This is a genomic window from Rossellomorea sp. QJM3NY_18, from assembly GCF_056173145.1.
This window is the reverse complement of sequence record NZ_CM149659.1, coordinates 3,015,802-3,030,792: the sequence shown is the minus strand read 5'-3', so window position 1 is coordinate 3,030,792 and position 14,991 is coordinate 3,015,802. Positions and strand designations below refer to the sequence as shown.

12 protein-coding genes and 2 tRNA genes are annotated in these 14,991 nt (G+C 43.6%); all 14 read left to right on the top strand.

Features of this window, described 5'->3' with window-relative positions; genetic code table 11:
- Window positions 1-8: 8 nt before the first annotated feature.
- The 14 genes from AC0VXY_RS15660 to AC0VXY_RS15595 all read left to right on the top strand — a co-directional run bounded on the left by AC0VXY_RS15660 (window position 9) and on the right by AC0VXY_RS15595 (window position 14,978).
- Window positions 9-1,085: a GerMN domain-containing protein gene (locus AC0VXY_RS15660; protein WP_435989958.1), complete on the top strand. Its 1,077-nt coding sequence runs from the start codon at window positions 9-11 to the stop codon at window positions 1,083-1,085.
- Between the two features lie 122 nt (window positions 1,086-1,207).
- Window positions 1,208-1,945 (top strand): ribonuclease PH, encoded by a 738-nt coding sequence (gene rph / locus AC0VXY_RS15655; RefSeq protein ID WP_435989959.1) that lies wholly within the window; start codon window positions 1,208-1,210, stop codon window positions 1,943-1,945.
- Window positions 1,946-1,961: 16 nt separating this feature from the next.
- Window positions 1,962-2,558 carry an XTP/dITP diphosphatase gene (locus tag AC0VXY_RS15650; RefSeq protein ID WP_475525786.1) on the top strand — a complete coding sequence of 199 codons (597 nt, stop codon included), beginning with the start codon at window positions 1,962-1,964 and terminating at the stop codon, window positions 2,556-2,558.
- 13 nt (window positions 2,559-2,571) lie between these two features.
- Entirely contained in the window at window positions 2,572-3,081 is a 510-nt protein-coding gene (locus AC0VXY_RS15645; protein WP_475525785.1) for a metallophosphoesterase, read from the top strand.
- A 165-nt stretch (window positions 3,082-3,246) separates the two neighbouring features.
- Window positions 3,247-3,323, top strand: a tRNA-Arg gene (locus tag AC0VXY_RS15640).
- A gap of 134 nt (window positions 3,324-3,457) precedes the next feature.
- Window positions 3,458-3,534 (top strand) — tRNA-Arg (locus AC0VXY_RS15635).
- A gap of 108 nt (window positions 3,535-3,642) precedes the next feature.
- Window positions 3,643-4,647 (top strand): tetratricopeptide repeat protein, encoded by a 1,005-nt coding sequence (locus AC0VXY_RS15630; protein WP_475525784.1) that lies wholly within the window; start codon window positions 3,643-3,645, stop codon window positions 4,645-4,647.
- A 160-nt stretch (window positions 4,648-4,807) separates the two neighbouring features.
- Window positions 4,808-6,094, top strand: coding sequence for a trigger factor (tig, locus tag AC0VXY_RS15625; protein WP_475525783.1), 1,287 nt, complete (start codon window positions 4,808-4,810; stop codon window positions 6,092-6,094).
- 552 nt (window positions 6,095-6,646) lie between these two features.
- Window positions 6,647-7,918 carry an ATP-dependent protease ATP-binding subunit ClpX gene (gene clpX / locus AC0VXY_RS15620; RefSeq protein WP_435989964.1) on the top strand — a complete coding sequence of 424 codons (1,272 nt, stop codon included), beginning with the start codon at window positions 6,647-6,649 and terminating at the stop codon, window positions 7,916-7,918.
- Window positions 7,919-7,995: 77 nt separating this feature from the next.
- Window positions 7,996-8,712, top strand: a complete 717-nt coding sequence (locus AC0VXY_RS15615) for a Dph6-related ATP pyrophosphatase (RefSeq protein WP_475525782.1) — start codon at window positions 7,996-7,998, stop codon at window positions 8,710-8,712.
- Between the two features lie 445 nt (window positions 8,713-9,157).
- On the top strand, window positions 9,158-10,810 hold the full coding sequence (gene lonB / locus AC0VXY_RS15610) for an ATP-dependent protease LonB (protein WP_475525781.1): 1,653 nt from the start codon (window positions 9,158-9,160) through the stop codon (window positions 10,808-10,810).
- 172 nt (window positions 10,811-10,982) lie between these two features.
- The gene (lon, locus tag AC0VXY_RS15605; protein WP_475525780.1) at window positions 10,983-13,304 is read left to right on the top strand and encodes an endopeptidase La; all 2,322 of its coding nucleotides are present in this window, start codon (window positions 10,983-10,985) and stop codon (window positions 13,302-13,304) included.
- Window positions 13,304-13,888: a ribosome biogenesis GTP-binding protein YihA/YsxC gene (gene yihA, locus AC0VXY_RS15600; RefSeq protein WP_475525779.1), complete on the top strand. Its 585-nt coding sequence runs from the start codon at window positions 13,304-13,306 to the stop codon at window positions 13,886-13,888. Before lon ends, yihA begins: the two co-directional genes overlap by 1 nt.
- Before the next feature lie 307 nt (window positions 13,889-14,195).
- Window positions 14,196-14,978, top strand: a complete 783-nt coding sequence (locus AC0VXY_RS15595) for a transporter substrate-binding domain-containing protein (protein WP_475525778.1) — start codon at window positions 14,196-14,198, stop codon at window positions 14,976-14,978.
- Window positions 14,979-14,991: the final 13 nt, after the last annotated feature.

The following is a 14,991-nucleotide window of genomic DNA, read 5'->3' as shown; positions in this document are numbered from 1 at the left end:
GTTTCCCAATGGCAAAAAAAGCGAAGGTGTCAATTGCTGTAACGGTTTTAGCTTCTTCTGTATATCTTTCCGGTTGTGGATTACTCAGTTTCGGTGATGACAAGGAGAAGATCGATCCTCCTCAAGACTTATCCTACTTAAAAGAAGGGGAGAAAGTCGATACTGCTAAGAATGAGGATTCAGAGAAAAAGGTGAGCAAAGAAAAAGCGGGTGCAGAAACCGTCATGACGGAATTGTATTTAATCGATAAAAACGGCTATGTCGTTTCCCAGTCCATCCCCCTACCCAATCAGGAAAGCGTGGCCAAACAGGCCGTGGAATACCTTGTGAAGAATGGTCCGGTAGAAAACATCCTGCCTAACGGATTCAGGGCTGTATTGCCGGCAGATACACAAGTGACGGTCGATATTAAAGACGGAAAGGCGATAGCGGATTTTTCTCCGGAATTCAATAATTATCAGCCTGAAGATGAACAGAAAATCCTGCAGTCCGTTACTTGGACATTGACCCAGTTTGATTCGGTTGAAAAAGTCGAGCTTCGAGTGAACGGGTATCCTCTGACGGAGATGCCGGTGAATGGTACGCCGATCGACGAAAATGGACTAACGAGAAAAGTCGGAATCAATGTGGATACTTCAGGTGTTGTAGATCCGACCAGCACGAAACCGCTTACGGTGTATTATGTGTCGCAATCCGATGATAAAACCTATTATGTTCCTGTGACGAAACGCGTCAGTACCAAATCAGTGGATGAAGTCAAGGCAGTGGTGAATGAGCTGATCGAAGGACCGGGTTATTCTTCTTCCCTGGCAAGTGACTTTACGGGGGCGAAGCTGTTGGATGATCCGAAGCTAGAGGATGGAACCGTGACACTGAACTTCAATGAAGCGGTGTATGGAAGCCTTGAAGAAAAAATGGTTTCTGAGCATATGCTGAATTCCCTCGTCCTTTCCTTAACAGAGCAAAAGGGCATCAAAGGGGTCTCAGTACTCGTAAATGGTGAAGCGACCACCGTATCTAAAGACGGGGAAACGGTGACTGAACCGGTGACAAGACCAGAAAATGTGAATGCAATTAGTTTTTAAATCACGATTTTTTGATATACTATGAATAGAATCACCTGAAAAGAGGTTGGCAGATTGCCACCTCTTCTATTTTTGAACAGGCCATTTTTTACATAAGACACGAATAAACAGGAGGGAATTATATGAGAACAGACGGCAGAGAAAAGGATCAATTGCGTCATATTGAAATCGAGACAGGTTACGTCAAACATCCGGAAGGTTCAGTATTGATAACGGTTGGTGAAACGAAGGTCATTTGCAATGCGAGTATCGAAGAGCGGGTGCCGCCATTTATGAGAAACAGTGGAAAAGGGTGGATCACAGCCGAATATTCCATGCTGCCAAGAGCGACGGAAACGAGAAATATCCGTGAATCGTCCAAAGGGAAAATTTCCGGCAGAACGATGGAAATTCAACGTTTGATTGGACGTGCCCTGAGAGCGGTCGTTGACTTGGATGCTTTGGGAGAGCGCACGATCTGGATCGATTGTGATGTCATTCAAGCTGATGGCGGGACAAGAACGGCTTCCATCACAGGGGCATTCGTTGCCATGGCCATCGCCCTTGCAAAGCTTCAGGATAGTAAAAAGATTTCTTCATTCCCACTCAAGAGCTTTCTTGCAGCGACAAGTGTCGGGATTGTAGAAGAACACGGAGCGGTCCTTGATTTGAACTATATTGAAGACAGCAGCGCATTGGTGGATATGAACATCATCATGACGGGTGAGGGTGAATTTGTGGAGCTTCAGGGAACTGGTGAAGAAGCTACATTTACAATGGATCAATTACATCAATTATTGAAGCTTGGACAAGGTGGGATTCACGAATTATTCCAAATCCAGCAGCAATCATTAGGCGATATCGTAAAGAGATTTCAATAAAGGGATGAGAGAACCGATGACAAAACGAGTGATCATAGCCACAAAGAACAGGGGAAAAGCAAAAGAATTCCAACATATGTTTGCACCTTACGGGTATGAGGTACAAACATTACTAGACCTTCCTCATATTGAGGATGTGGAAGAAACAGGCGTAACCTTTGAAGAGAATGCGATTCTAAAAGCGGAAACCGTAGCCAGGGAATTAGGGGAACTTGTGATTGCCGATGATTCCGGACTCTCCATCGATGCCCTTGAAGGTCGTCCAGGCGTGTATTCCGCGCGCTATGCCGGGGAAGAGAAAAGCGACGAAGCGAATATGGCGAAAGTATTAGAGGAGCTTGAGTCAGTGGAAGAATCCGACCGAACGGCCCGTTTTTACTGTGTGCTTGCCATTGCCGGCCCTGACATAGAAACGAAAACGGTGACAGGAAGTTGTGAAGGGATGATCCTGCGTGATAAGAGGGGGACGAACGGGTTTGGCTACGATCCGATCTTCTTCGTGCCTTCCCTTGGAAAGACCATGGCCGAATTGACACAAGATGAAAAGAGTCAGATCAGTCATCGCGGCCATGCACTAAAAAAGCTCGGAAATATGATTTCAGACTTAGTTTAAAGGGTGAATCTGAATGAAATTATTAGTTGTAAGTGACAGTCATGGATCCAAAGATGAATTGTTGAATCTATCAGAGAAGTACAAGTCCAGTGTCGACGCTATGATCCACTGTGGTGACTCGGAGTTGAGTGCAGATGATCCTGCATTGTCATCTTATCTGATTGTCCGGGGGAACTGTGACAAGGATGCACGATTGCCTGACGACTTGGTAGAGAAGGTAGACGGGCAAACCATCATGGTGACTCATGGGCATCACTATGGAATCAAGATGTCATTGATGAAACTCCGCTACAGAGCGGAAGAGATCGGGGCGCAGTTTGTGTTCTTTGGTCATTCACACACCCTGGCGGCAGAATTGATTAACGGCACATTATTCCTGAACCCTGGAAGCATCCTGCTGCCACGGGGGAGAAGTGAACGTACTTACGCATTGGTAGATACTAAAGATCAAGAAATAAACGTCACATTCCTGACCCACGATCATGTAGTGATGGATGAATTGACGCAAACATTTAACTTGTAAAATACAGTGTGGGAACCCATGTAGTACGGGTTCCCATATTGATTTTAGGTAGTAAAAACAAAGGTGAAAAATAAAATGAAACTTTTTTTGAAAACCTGTTGACTTATTTATGCTATGTGAATATAATAAATATTGTCCTTGAAAAACAAATAACGAAAAAAACACGTCCCAGTAGCTCAGCTGGATAGAGCAACGCCCTTCTAAGGCGTCGGTCGGGAGTTCGAATCTCTCCTGGGACGCCATAATCATTACATACGAACCTTGATACCGGGGTTTTGACTAACAAGGGGTACTGACACAGTAAACTGTGAGGTATCTCTTTTTTTATCCGATACATGGTGCAATGCTTTTTGAGTCAAATTGCTATTTTTAATGTGTCCCAGTAGCTCAGCAGGATAGAGCAACAGTTTCCTAAACTGTAGGTCGGGAGTTCGAATCTCTTCTGGGACGCCATAAACTCTACATACGCTAAGCTTACCCCAATGAGGTAGGCTTTTTTTGTTATCCAAATGATATCGTGCTAAACTAATACAAACTAAACAGTATAGGCGGGTACGTTTTATGAATAAGGGAAACCAAGAAGGAAAAGGAAAGATCGTACAGTTTCCAGGATTGAAGGACCGGCTGCTGGAAAAAGGGGTGCAGGCTTTGGAAAAAGGGGAAGTCCACGAATCTTCCCAACTCCTCGCACAAGCCTATGAACTCGAACCGGATAATCCGGATATCAATACGGCACTCGTATTATCGCTCTATGAAAGCAAACAATACGATCAGGCCGGATCCATATGTAAAGAGATGCTCCTCGAAGGAATCGGTGACTATTTCGAGGTCGTTGATATGTACTTAATGATTCTTATACAGCTTCACAAGCACAGTGAAGTAATCGATACAATCAATGCCCTTTTTGATGAAAGGGAAGTACCCTTTGAAAAGGAAGAGCACTTCAGGAAGCTTCTCCATTTCAGTGAAAAGGTAGTGAATGGGAAAGCGGCTGTTCCTCATAATGAAGAGCAGACGGAAGAACAACCGTCCATCTTGTCAGGAAAAAGCCTCGAGGAACAGACGCTTATCGTGGCAGAGCTCGTTCATCGTAATATTCACCCGTTTATCGATGAACTGCAAGGGGTTTTACAGGATCCCGATGCCCATCCATTTTTACAAACGATGATTTTAAATGTTTTAAAAGAGCATGGAATGGATAAAGAAGTAGTTGTGGTGAAGTTAGGAATGGAAGAGCAGGTTTCTCCTGCAGCGTTGGAAGACGTTTTCGAGTCGGATTTCTTCATCGGGGCAACACATGCCCTGGATGATCTTCTGGCACAAACGAATCCTACTCTATTTCAGCATGCACAGGAATTACTGAAACGTCATGCCTTTCTTCTCTATCCTTTTACACTTAAGGAAGAACCGGAAGAAATCGCTGCAGTATATGCCTACTACACCGCAGGGATGTTTGCCGATGCGATCCTTGAAGAAGAGTTAAAAGAACGGGTTGAAACGATTCAAGCCAGAGGGATTCTATCAAGACTTGCGGAACTAGAGGAAATTTCCTCTCCGAATATTTAAACCCCCTCTGTTGAAAGACAGTGGCTGTATGTTATAATGTAATGGTTGTAATGTAAAAGTTTTTCATATATTTACGATGATAGTGCTAGATTCACACGGGACTATCTACTACTATGCGTAAAAAAATAAGATCAACTATAGATTTGTTGGAGGGAACAGTATGTCTGCAAAATGGGAAAAGCAAGAAGGAAATCAAGGAGTACTTACAATTGAAGTAGAAGCTGCAAAAGTAAACGAAGGTTTGGACGCAGCATTCAAAAAAGTTGTGAAACAAGTGAACGTACCAGGATTCCGTAAAGGGAAAATGCCTCGCGGAATGTTCGAAAAACGTTTTGGTGTAGAATCACTTTACCAAGATGCATTGGATTTCATCTTACCTGAAGCATATGCGAAAGCAATCGAAGAAACAGGAATCGATCCGATCGACCGTCCTGAAATCGATGTCGAGCAAATGGAAAAAGGAAAAGACCTGATCTTCACTGCTAAAGTACAAGTGAAACCAGAAGTGAAACTTGGCGACTACAAAGGTCTTGAAGTAGAAAAAATGGAAACAGAAGTAACAGCTGAAGACGTTGAAACAGAACTTACTTCACTTCAAGAGAAACAAGCTGAGCTTGCTGTTAAAGAAGATGGAAAAGCTGAAGAAGGCGACACAGTGACAATGGATTTCGAAGGATTCGTTGACGGTGAAGCATTCGAAGGCGGTCAGGCTGAGAACTACTCACTTGAATTAGGTTCTGGTCAATTCATCCCAGGCTTCGAAGAGCAATTAGTTGGGGTTGCATCAGGAGAAGAGAAAGAAGTTGAAGTAAACTTCCCTGAGGAATACCACGCAGCTGAACTTGCTGGCAAGCCTGCTACATTCAAAGTGAAAGTACACGAAATCAAAGCGAAAGAACTTCCGGCACTTGATGATGAGTTCGCAAAAGACGCTGACGAAGAAGTTGAAACGCTTGCTGAACTAAAAGAAAAAATCGAAAAACGCCTTCAAGAGTCTAAAAAGAACGAAGCTGAAACAGCGGTTCGTGAAACTCTTGTAAATAAAGCTTCTGATAATGCTGAAGTTGAAATTCCAGACGTAATGGTGAAAGCTGAAGTAGACCGTATGATGCAGGAATTCGAACAACGTCTGCAAATGCAAGGTATGAACCTTGATCTTTACTTCCAATTCTCTGGTCAAACAGAAGAAGATCTTCGCGGTCAAATGACAGAAGACGCTGGCAAACGCGTTCGCACAAACCTGACACTTGAAGCAATCGCGGCAGCGGAAAATCTTGAAGTAACCGACGAAGAAGCAGAAGAAGAAGTAAACAAGATGGCTGAACAATACAATATGACTGCTGACAACATCAAACAAGCACTAGGCGGCCTTGACACACTTAAAGCTGACCTTAAAGTTCGTAAAGCAGTAGAATTCCTTGTTGAAAACAGCAAAACTGTAGCATAATAAAAATAGAAACAAGGCGCGAATCATTCGTGCCTTGTTTTGTACAATGAACGGTCTTTATTACACCTTATTTTGGCTCATCCGTGTGAAACGAACGTTTCACACGCTTTTCAGCAGAGCTGAAAAGTTGTCACCGAAACAAAAAGCGAATGAGCAAACGAGTTTGCTCCAGGCGTTTTTTGTTTCGGTGGCAAAATGAGCCAAAATACTATACTCTATTGACTAAGAAACTTTCTCCATCAATTAAGAATAAGAACCACTATTTTTGGAAAAAGCTTATGAAACGGGGTTACTTTTCAGCATGAACATACATAATAAGATTCCTTACATCACCTGACTTCAATTGGACAAAATAAACTTAAGCAATGTAAAAGATTTGCTAAAATGCACGATACATAATAAGATGATTCTTAAGAATCGTATCCATTTCTTTACGAACATATAATATGATAAAATGCAGTACATAACTTTAGGTAATAGGGATGTAAGGAATCGTTCGTTTGATGAAACAGAGCACGATTTTATGAAGTTTTAACGAAGGGGTGAAAATCATTGTTTAAATTTAATGATGAAAAAGGGCAATTAAAATGTTCTTTTTGCGGAAAAACACAAGATCAAGTTCGTAAACTAGTGGCTGGACCAGGTGTGTATATTTGTGATGAGTGCATCGAGCTTTGCACAGAAATCGTAGAAGAAGAGCTGGGTACAGAAGAAGAAGTAGAATTTAAAGACGTACCGAAACCTCGTGAAATCCGGGAAATCCTGGACGAATACGTCATCGGACAGGACCAGGCGAAGAAATCACTCGCAGTAGCTGTCTACAATCACTACAAGCGTATCAACTCCAGCAGTAAAGTCGATGACGTTGAATTGTCTAAGAGTAATATTGCCATGATTGGACCAACTGGTAGCGGGAAAACCCTCCTTGCCCAAACGCTGGCTCGTATTCTTAACGTTCCTTTCGCCATCGCGGACGCGACTTCTTTAACAGAAGCCGGTTACGTTGGGGAAGATGTAGAGAATATCTTACTTAAACTGATCCAGGCAGCTGACTACGATGTAGAAAAAGCTGAAAAGGGAATCATCTACATCGATGAAATCGATAAAGTGGCAAGAAAATCCGAAAATCCATCCATCACGAGAGACGTTTCAGGTGAAGGGGTTCAACAAGCCCTCTTGAAAATTCTTGAAGGTACGGTAGCAAGTGTTCCACCACAAGGCGGACGCAAGCATCCTCACCAGGAGTTCATTCAGATCGATACGTCCAATGTCCTATTCATTTGCGGTGGAGCATTCGACGGTATTGAACAAATCATCAAACGCCGTTTAGGTCAAAAGATAATCGGATTCGGTTCTGATCCTAAAAACGCTGAAGTGAAAGAAGATAAGTCGCTACTTTCTAAAGTTCTTCCTGAAGACTTATTGAAGTTCGGATTAATTCCGGAGTTCATCGGTCGTCTACCGGTCATTTCAAGCCTTGAGCCTCTTGATGAAGAAGCACTGGTTGAAATCCTGACTAAACCTAAAAACGCATTGGTAAAACAATACCAAAAAATGCTTGAATTGGATGAGGTCGAGCTTGAGTTCACAGAAGATGCCCTGCTTGAAATCTCTAAAAAAGCGATTGAGCGTAAAACAGGTGCACGTGGACTGCGATCCATCATCGAAACAATGATGCTCGATGTGATGTTCGATCTTCCTTCCCGTGATGATATTAAGAAATGTATCATTACGAAAGAGACGATCCTTGATGATGCGGCTCCTCATTTAATGCTTGAGGATGGCACCATGATCGATCCAAACGAAGAAAAGACATCAGCTTAATAGCTCAAAAAAAAGCCAAGAATGATCATTCATTCTTGGCTTTTTTTACGGCTGAACATATAGAGGAGATGGGACAATTGGAAAATAAGAAAACCAAGGTGGCCATTAGCTGGAGTGGGGGGAAAGACGGGTGTCTGGCTTTGTATCGTACGTTAAAAAATGAACATGAAGTAGTGTGCCTTGTATCCATGGTTTCTGAAAAACATGAACGGAATCATGCCCATGGTCTGCGGTTGGAAATCGTGAAACAGCAGGCAAAAGCATTGGGAATTCCTCTCGTATTGGTGAATTCGGGTGATGATTATGAACATGCCCTCATTCAGGCATTAACGGAATTAAAGCAGGATAAAGGGGTAGAAGAAATAGTCTTCGGGAGCTTATATGCTGAAGACGACAGAAAATGGAATGAAGAAGTGACATTGAGAGCGGGGTTGAAACCCTCATTCCCCGTATGGGTATCGGAGGGTGAAAGTAGTCAATTGTTGAAAGAATTCATCACCCTTGGATTCTCCGCAGTCATATGCAGGGCTTCCGACAAAATATTTGACCACTCATGGGCAGGGAGGATGCTCGATCAGGAATTTTATAAGGATATCCACCATATGAAAAGCTGCTGCGTCATGGGAGAAGCAGGTGAATACCACACCTTCGTCCTGGACGGTCCCATCTTCTCTAAAAAAGTACATATAGTGCAATCAGGAGTCGTCTTGAACTCCGGACTATGGTCTTTGGATATAGAGGATTGTCGATTAGTAGAGAAGAAAGATGGAATTGAGCTTATTAATCGACTCTAGGGATACTTGAGATTTACATAGAAGTGTAAGGACAAATAGGAAAATGAAAAAATTTTAAATACACTTAATTTGAAGACCGGGTGTTGATTGTAGCGGAAGGTGCTCGACTCCTGCGGGAAACAACGAAAAGCGGAGGCGGCTTGCTCAGCCCCGACAAGCATAAGATGAATGGGCCGGGAAGGCGTTTTTTGCCTTCTTGGACCATTTAGCTTATGACCTCGAGGGGCTAGCCGCCGGAGCTGGACAAAGTCAGACACCACTTGCAGCCGGGAAAGCGAGCACCTGCAGCGGAAATCAACCAGCACACGCTAGGTAACGGATTAAAAGGACTATCCATTTTTTTATCCCTTTTTAAACCAGCCACTCACCGAAATTTTTTGTTTATTCCCATAAGGTCAAGGAGATACTAACCGATAACAACTTGTATCTACTTGGAGGGAGACGAATGAGCTTTACGAGCATCGCTTTATTCATCCAATTATTCTTCGGAATCATCATTGGATTGTACTTCTGGAACCTGTTAAAAAATCAGCGAACGCAAAAAGTTTCCATTGACCGTGAATCAAAAAAAGAGATGGAAGAACTCAGAAAGATGAGATCCATTTCATTAACCGAGCCCCTTGCTGAAAAAGTAAGACCCTCAAGCTTTGAAGATATTGTCGGCCAGGAAGATGGAATTAAAGCATTAAAAGCAGCGATATGCAGTCCGAATCCCCAACATGTCATCATTTATGGACCGCCCGGTGTCGGGAAAACGGCAGCAGCCCGTTTGGTCCTCGAGGAAGCTAAGAAAAATATGATATCTCCATTTAGATCTTCTGCTGTTTTTGTTGAACTGGATGCCACAACGGCACGATTCGATGAACGGGGAATTGCCGATCCTCTGATTGGTTCCGTTCATGACCCCATTTATCAAGGGGCAGGAGCCATGGGACAGGCCGGGATCCCACAGCCAAAACAAGGGGCTGTGACGAATGCCCATGGAGGGGTATTGTTCATTGATGAAATCGGGGAATTGCACCCCATTCAATTGAATAAGCTATTAAAAGTGTTAGAAGATCGCAGAGTGTTCCTTGAAAGCGCGTACTACAATGAAGAAAATCATCAAATTCCCACCCATATCCATGATATTTTCAAAAATGGCCTACCGGCAGATTTCCGCTTGATCGGTGCCACAACCCGTACACCGAATGAACTTCCTCCGGCGATCCGCTCCAGGTGCATGGAAGTTTTTTTTAGGGAGCTTGAACATGATGAAGTGAAAAAAGTAGCGGCAGGAGCTGTTGAGAAAGTAGAAATGACGCTCAGTGACAAAGGGCTTGAAACCCTTGCATCTTATGCACGTAACGGACGTGAAGCAGTCAATATGGTTCAGATTGCTGCCGGTGTCGCCATCACAGAAAATAGAAAAGAAATTTATGATCATGAACTCGAGTGGATCATTCAATCCAGTCAGCTGTCCCCGCGCTATCAGAAAAAAATCAATGAAGAAGCAGCGATTGGTCTGGTCAATGGGTTAGCCGTGACAGGACCCAATACCGGCTCTCTCCTTGAAATTGAAGTGAACGTGATTCCAGCTGCCGATAAGGGTACTATCAATGTGACGGGAATCGTGGAAGAAGAAAGCATCGGTGATCGGAGTAAATCCATCAGAAGAAAAAGTATGGCGAAAGGCTCGATCGAAAATGTGATCACCGTCCTTCGTTCCATGGGAGTACCTGCCGATCAGTATGATATACATGTGAACTTTCCGGGCGGAGTGCCGGTCGACGGACCTTCTGCGGGAATTGCCATGGCTCTTGGGATCTACTCGGCCATTTACCGGATACCAATCAAGCATACGATTGCTGTTACAGGGGAGATCAGTATTCATGGATTCGTAAAACCTGTCGGCGGCGTGTATCCTAAAGTCAAGGGTGCAAAACTCGCCGGGGCGACCATGGCCATCATTCCTTACGACAACCAACAGGCAATGTTGAGAGAGATTGAGGGAATTGAAGTGGTTCCGGTCAAACAACTTAAGGAAGTGCTTGACCTTGCCTTGATGAAGGACCAAGTTCCCCAGAGCGTTCCTGAACAAAATAAGAAAAGTGTATAGACTATTGACCGATTCGGGTCTATCCGAATCGGTTTGTTTTTGAATAGGGTGGGAAAGGGAATAAGCGAGACCCCTTTCGAATAAAGTTGTAAATACCTATTTGATAGACACTACCTAGTAAATAAGTTAGAATTGTACAAAGACTCATGAGCAAAATTCGGAGGTGTTATATGTGGCAAAGCAAAATAATTTAACGGTTCCCCTCCTTCCATTGAGAGGCTTGCTTGTGTATCCAACAATGGTCTTGCATTTAGATGTTGGACGTGAGCGCTCCGTTCAGGCTTTAGAAAAAGCCATGATGGATGATCATTTAATTTTCTTAACGACTCAAAGAGATATGAATATAGATGAGCCAACACAGGAAGATTTCTACGAGATGGGAACCCTGACGAAAGTCAAGCAGATGCTCAAACTGCCTAACGGGACCATCAGGGTGCTGGTCGAGGGAATGAACCGTGCGTCGATTACTTCATTCACCGGGCAAAAGGATTTCTATGAAGTAACGGTGAAGGAATTCCATGATTCTGCAGATAAGGAATCGGAAACAGACGCCTTGATGAGGACGTTATTGAACTATTTCGAACAATACATAAAGCTATCAAAAAAAGTTTCAGCCGAAACGTATTCAACCGTTTCGGATATTGAAGAACCGGGAAGGCTCGCGGATATCGTGGCATCCCATCTCCCCCTCAAAATGAAGGAAAAGCAAAATGTCCTGGAAACACTCGATATTAAGAAGCGGCTTCAAATGGTAATCGAAACGATCAACAATGAAAAAGAAGTGCTGAGCTTAGAGAAAAAAATCGGGCAGCGTGTTAAACGATCAATGGAAAGAACCCAAAAAGAGTATTATCTTCGTGAGCAAATGAAAGCCATTCAAAAAGAGTTGGGTGACAAAGAAGGTAAAACGGGTGAAATTGAAGATTTAACCGCAAAGATCGAACAGGCCAATATGCCGGAAGAGGTGGAACTTACGGCATTAAAGGAACTCGCCCGTTATGAGAAAGTGCCTTCAAGCTCTGCTGAAAGCTCTGTGATCCGAAATTACATCGAGTGGCTCGTTTCTTTACCATGGTCCACCGAAACGGAAGATCAATTGGACATCAAGCGTTCTGAACAGATTTTAAACCGGGATCATTATGGTCTGGAAAAAGTTAAGGAAAGAGTGCTCGAATATCTTGCCGTTCAGCAATTGACCCAATCTCTGAAAGGACCGATCCTGTGTCTCGCAGGACCTCCAGGAGTCGGGAAAACAAGCTTGGCCCGTTCCGTTGCTGAATCACTGGGGCGGAATTTTGTCCGCATTTCCCTTGGAGGCGTTCGTGATGAATCCGAAATCAGGGGTCATAGACGTACGTATGTAGGAGCCATGCCCGGAAGGATCATTCGCGGGATGAAAAAGGCAGGTACGATCAACCCTGTGTTCCTTCTCGATGAAATCGATAAAATGTCCAGTGATTTCAGGGGGGATCCTTCTTCTGCGATGCTTGAGGTACTGGATCCTGAACAAAATTCAAACTTCAGTGATCACTATATTGAAGAGACATACGACTTATCAAAAGTCATGTTCATCGCAACGGCAAATGACCTTTCAACCATTCCGGGACCACTCCGGGACAGGATGGAAATCATTACGATAGCGGGTTACACTGAACTTGAAAAGTTAAACATCGCGAAGCATCATTTACTGGAAAAGCAGATCAAAGATCACGGTTTATCCAAATCGAAGCTTCAAGTGAGAGATGAAGCAATCGTTGATATCGTCCGCTATTATACCAGGGAAGCCGGTGTAAGGAGCCTGGAGCGCCAGCTGGCCGCTCTCTGCAGAAAGACGGCGAAGATCATCGTTTCGGGGGATAAGAAGCGAGTTGTGATCACTTCAAGCAATATAGAAGAGTTCCTTGGGAAGAGAAAATTCCGTTACGGCCAGGCAGAAATTGAAAATCAGATCGGTGTATCAACTGGTCTTGCCTATACGACGGTGGGCGGAGATACCCTTCAAATTGAAGTATCCCTTGCACCGGGTAAAGGGAAGCTTGTCCTGACTGGGAAACTGGGAGATGTCATGAAGGAGTCTGCTCAGACAGCCTTCAGTTATGTCCGTTCGAAGGCAGGGGAGCTTGGGATTGATGAGAATTTCCACGAGAAATATGATATACACATCCACGTTCCCGAAGGAGCAGTCCCGAAAGACGGGCCTTCAGCCGGGATTACGATCACGACGGCACTCGTATCAGCCCTGACAGGGAAATACGTGAACCGTGAAGTCGGGATGACAGGTGAAATGACCCTGAGAGGAAGAGTCCTTCCGATCGGGGGAGTGAAAGAAAAAACATTAAGCGCACATCGTGCCGGGATTAAAACGATTATCCTTCCGAAAGATAATGAAAAGGATATAGATGATATTCCTGAAAGTGTAAGGGGAGAATTAACGTTCATCCTTGTATCCCACATCGATGAAGTCTTAGAGAAAGCATTAGTAGGTGAAAAGTAGTGAAAGTAAATCAAGTTGAGTTAGTCATCAGTGCGGTCAGGCTAGAACAATATCCTGGCGATATCCTTCCTGAGTTTGCCTTAGCGGGGCGCTCAAACGTAGGAAAATCCTCATTCATCAATAAAATGATCGGCAGGAAGAGCATGGCGAGGATTTCATCCAAGCCTGGTAAAACCCAGACGCTGAACTTTTATAAAATAGAAGAAACCCTCTATTATGTAGATGTGCCCGGTTACGGTTTTGCCAAAGTATCCAAAACAGAGCGGGAAGCATGGGGGAAGATGATTGAAACCTATATCACTTCCCGTGAGCAGCTAAGGGCGGTCATCCTGATCGTGGACCTGCGCCATGCCCCGACTAAAGATGATGTGATGATGTATGATTTCCTCAAGCATCACGGGCTCCCTTGTATTGTCATTGCCACCAAAGCGGACAAGATCCCGAAAGGCAAATGGCAGAAGCACCTGAAAGTCACAAGAGAGACCCTCAATATGGACAGTGAAGACGACCTTATCATGTTCTCTTCCGAAACAGGCCTTGGAAAAGACAAAGCCTGGGACGCCATCAAGTCATACTATAAATAATCTCAGAAAGAACCGATTTCCATATGTGGAGATCGGTTCTTTTTTTGCTATAGCTGAAAAGTAGTAATAAAGAAGGTCTACCGAAGTCCGTATAAGGTTTTTTGGCCTATAGGGTCAAAGCATATGAAAGGAAATGAAAGGATAGGGACGCATATGTATCTGTAATCAAGCTGAATCATCTTCATCCACCAAAATGGATAATTATAAGCTGTGGAAGCTAAATTTGAATTTTGAGAATTTTCTCTTTTGTTGATAAAATTATGAAAGATTAAAAATATTACAAGCTACATAAGGGGGACTCTAGACAGTGAAGAATTGGAAAAGCCTAATCTTGTTAGTACTTGCTGCACTTCTTCTATCCGCATGCGGAGACAAAGCTACAACAAAGAGTGGTGCGAAGTTAGTGGAGAAAGGCAAATTGGTTTATGCAGCTTCAGGTGAATTCAAGCCATTCAGTGTGACGAATAATGATGGAACCATGTCAGGTTTCGATATTGATGTGGCAGAAGCAGTTGCAAAGGAAATGGGTCTTGAACCCGAGCAGAAGAAATTTAAATTTGCAGGGATTGTAGAAGGGGTTAAATCCGGACGTTTCGACGTGGCGGTTGCCAGTCATACAATCACGGAGGACCGTTTGAAAGAAGTAGACTTCTCAACTCCTTATTATTATTCAGGTCCCCAGATTTTCGTCCGCAAAGACAGCGATGTTGAAACCCTGGATGATTTGAAGGACAAGGAAATTGCCGTATCCAAAGGGTCCACTTATTCAGATACTGCCAAAGAAGTAACCGATAAAATTCAGGCGTATGATAGTGACGTTGTCGCACTCGAAGCGTTAAACAAAGGAAAACATGATGCCGTCATTACAGACTTCATCACAGGTAAAGAAGCGATTGCTGCGGGCCTCGACATCGAAGCGCGTGAACTGATCGGACGCAGTGAACAGGCGATTGCCGTCAGTAAAGATAATGAAAAACTATTGAAAGAAGTCAATAAAGCTCTAGAAGCATTAAGAGAAGACGGTACATTAAAGAAAATCAGTGAAAAATATTTCAAAACAGACATTACATCAGATCCTGAGAAAGAGTAAGAGCAGCATGACA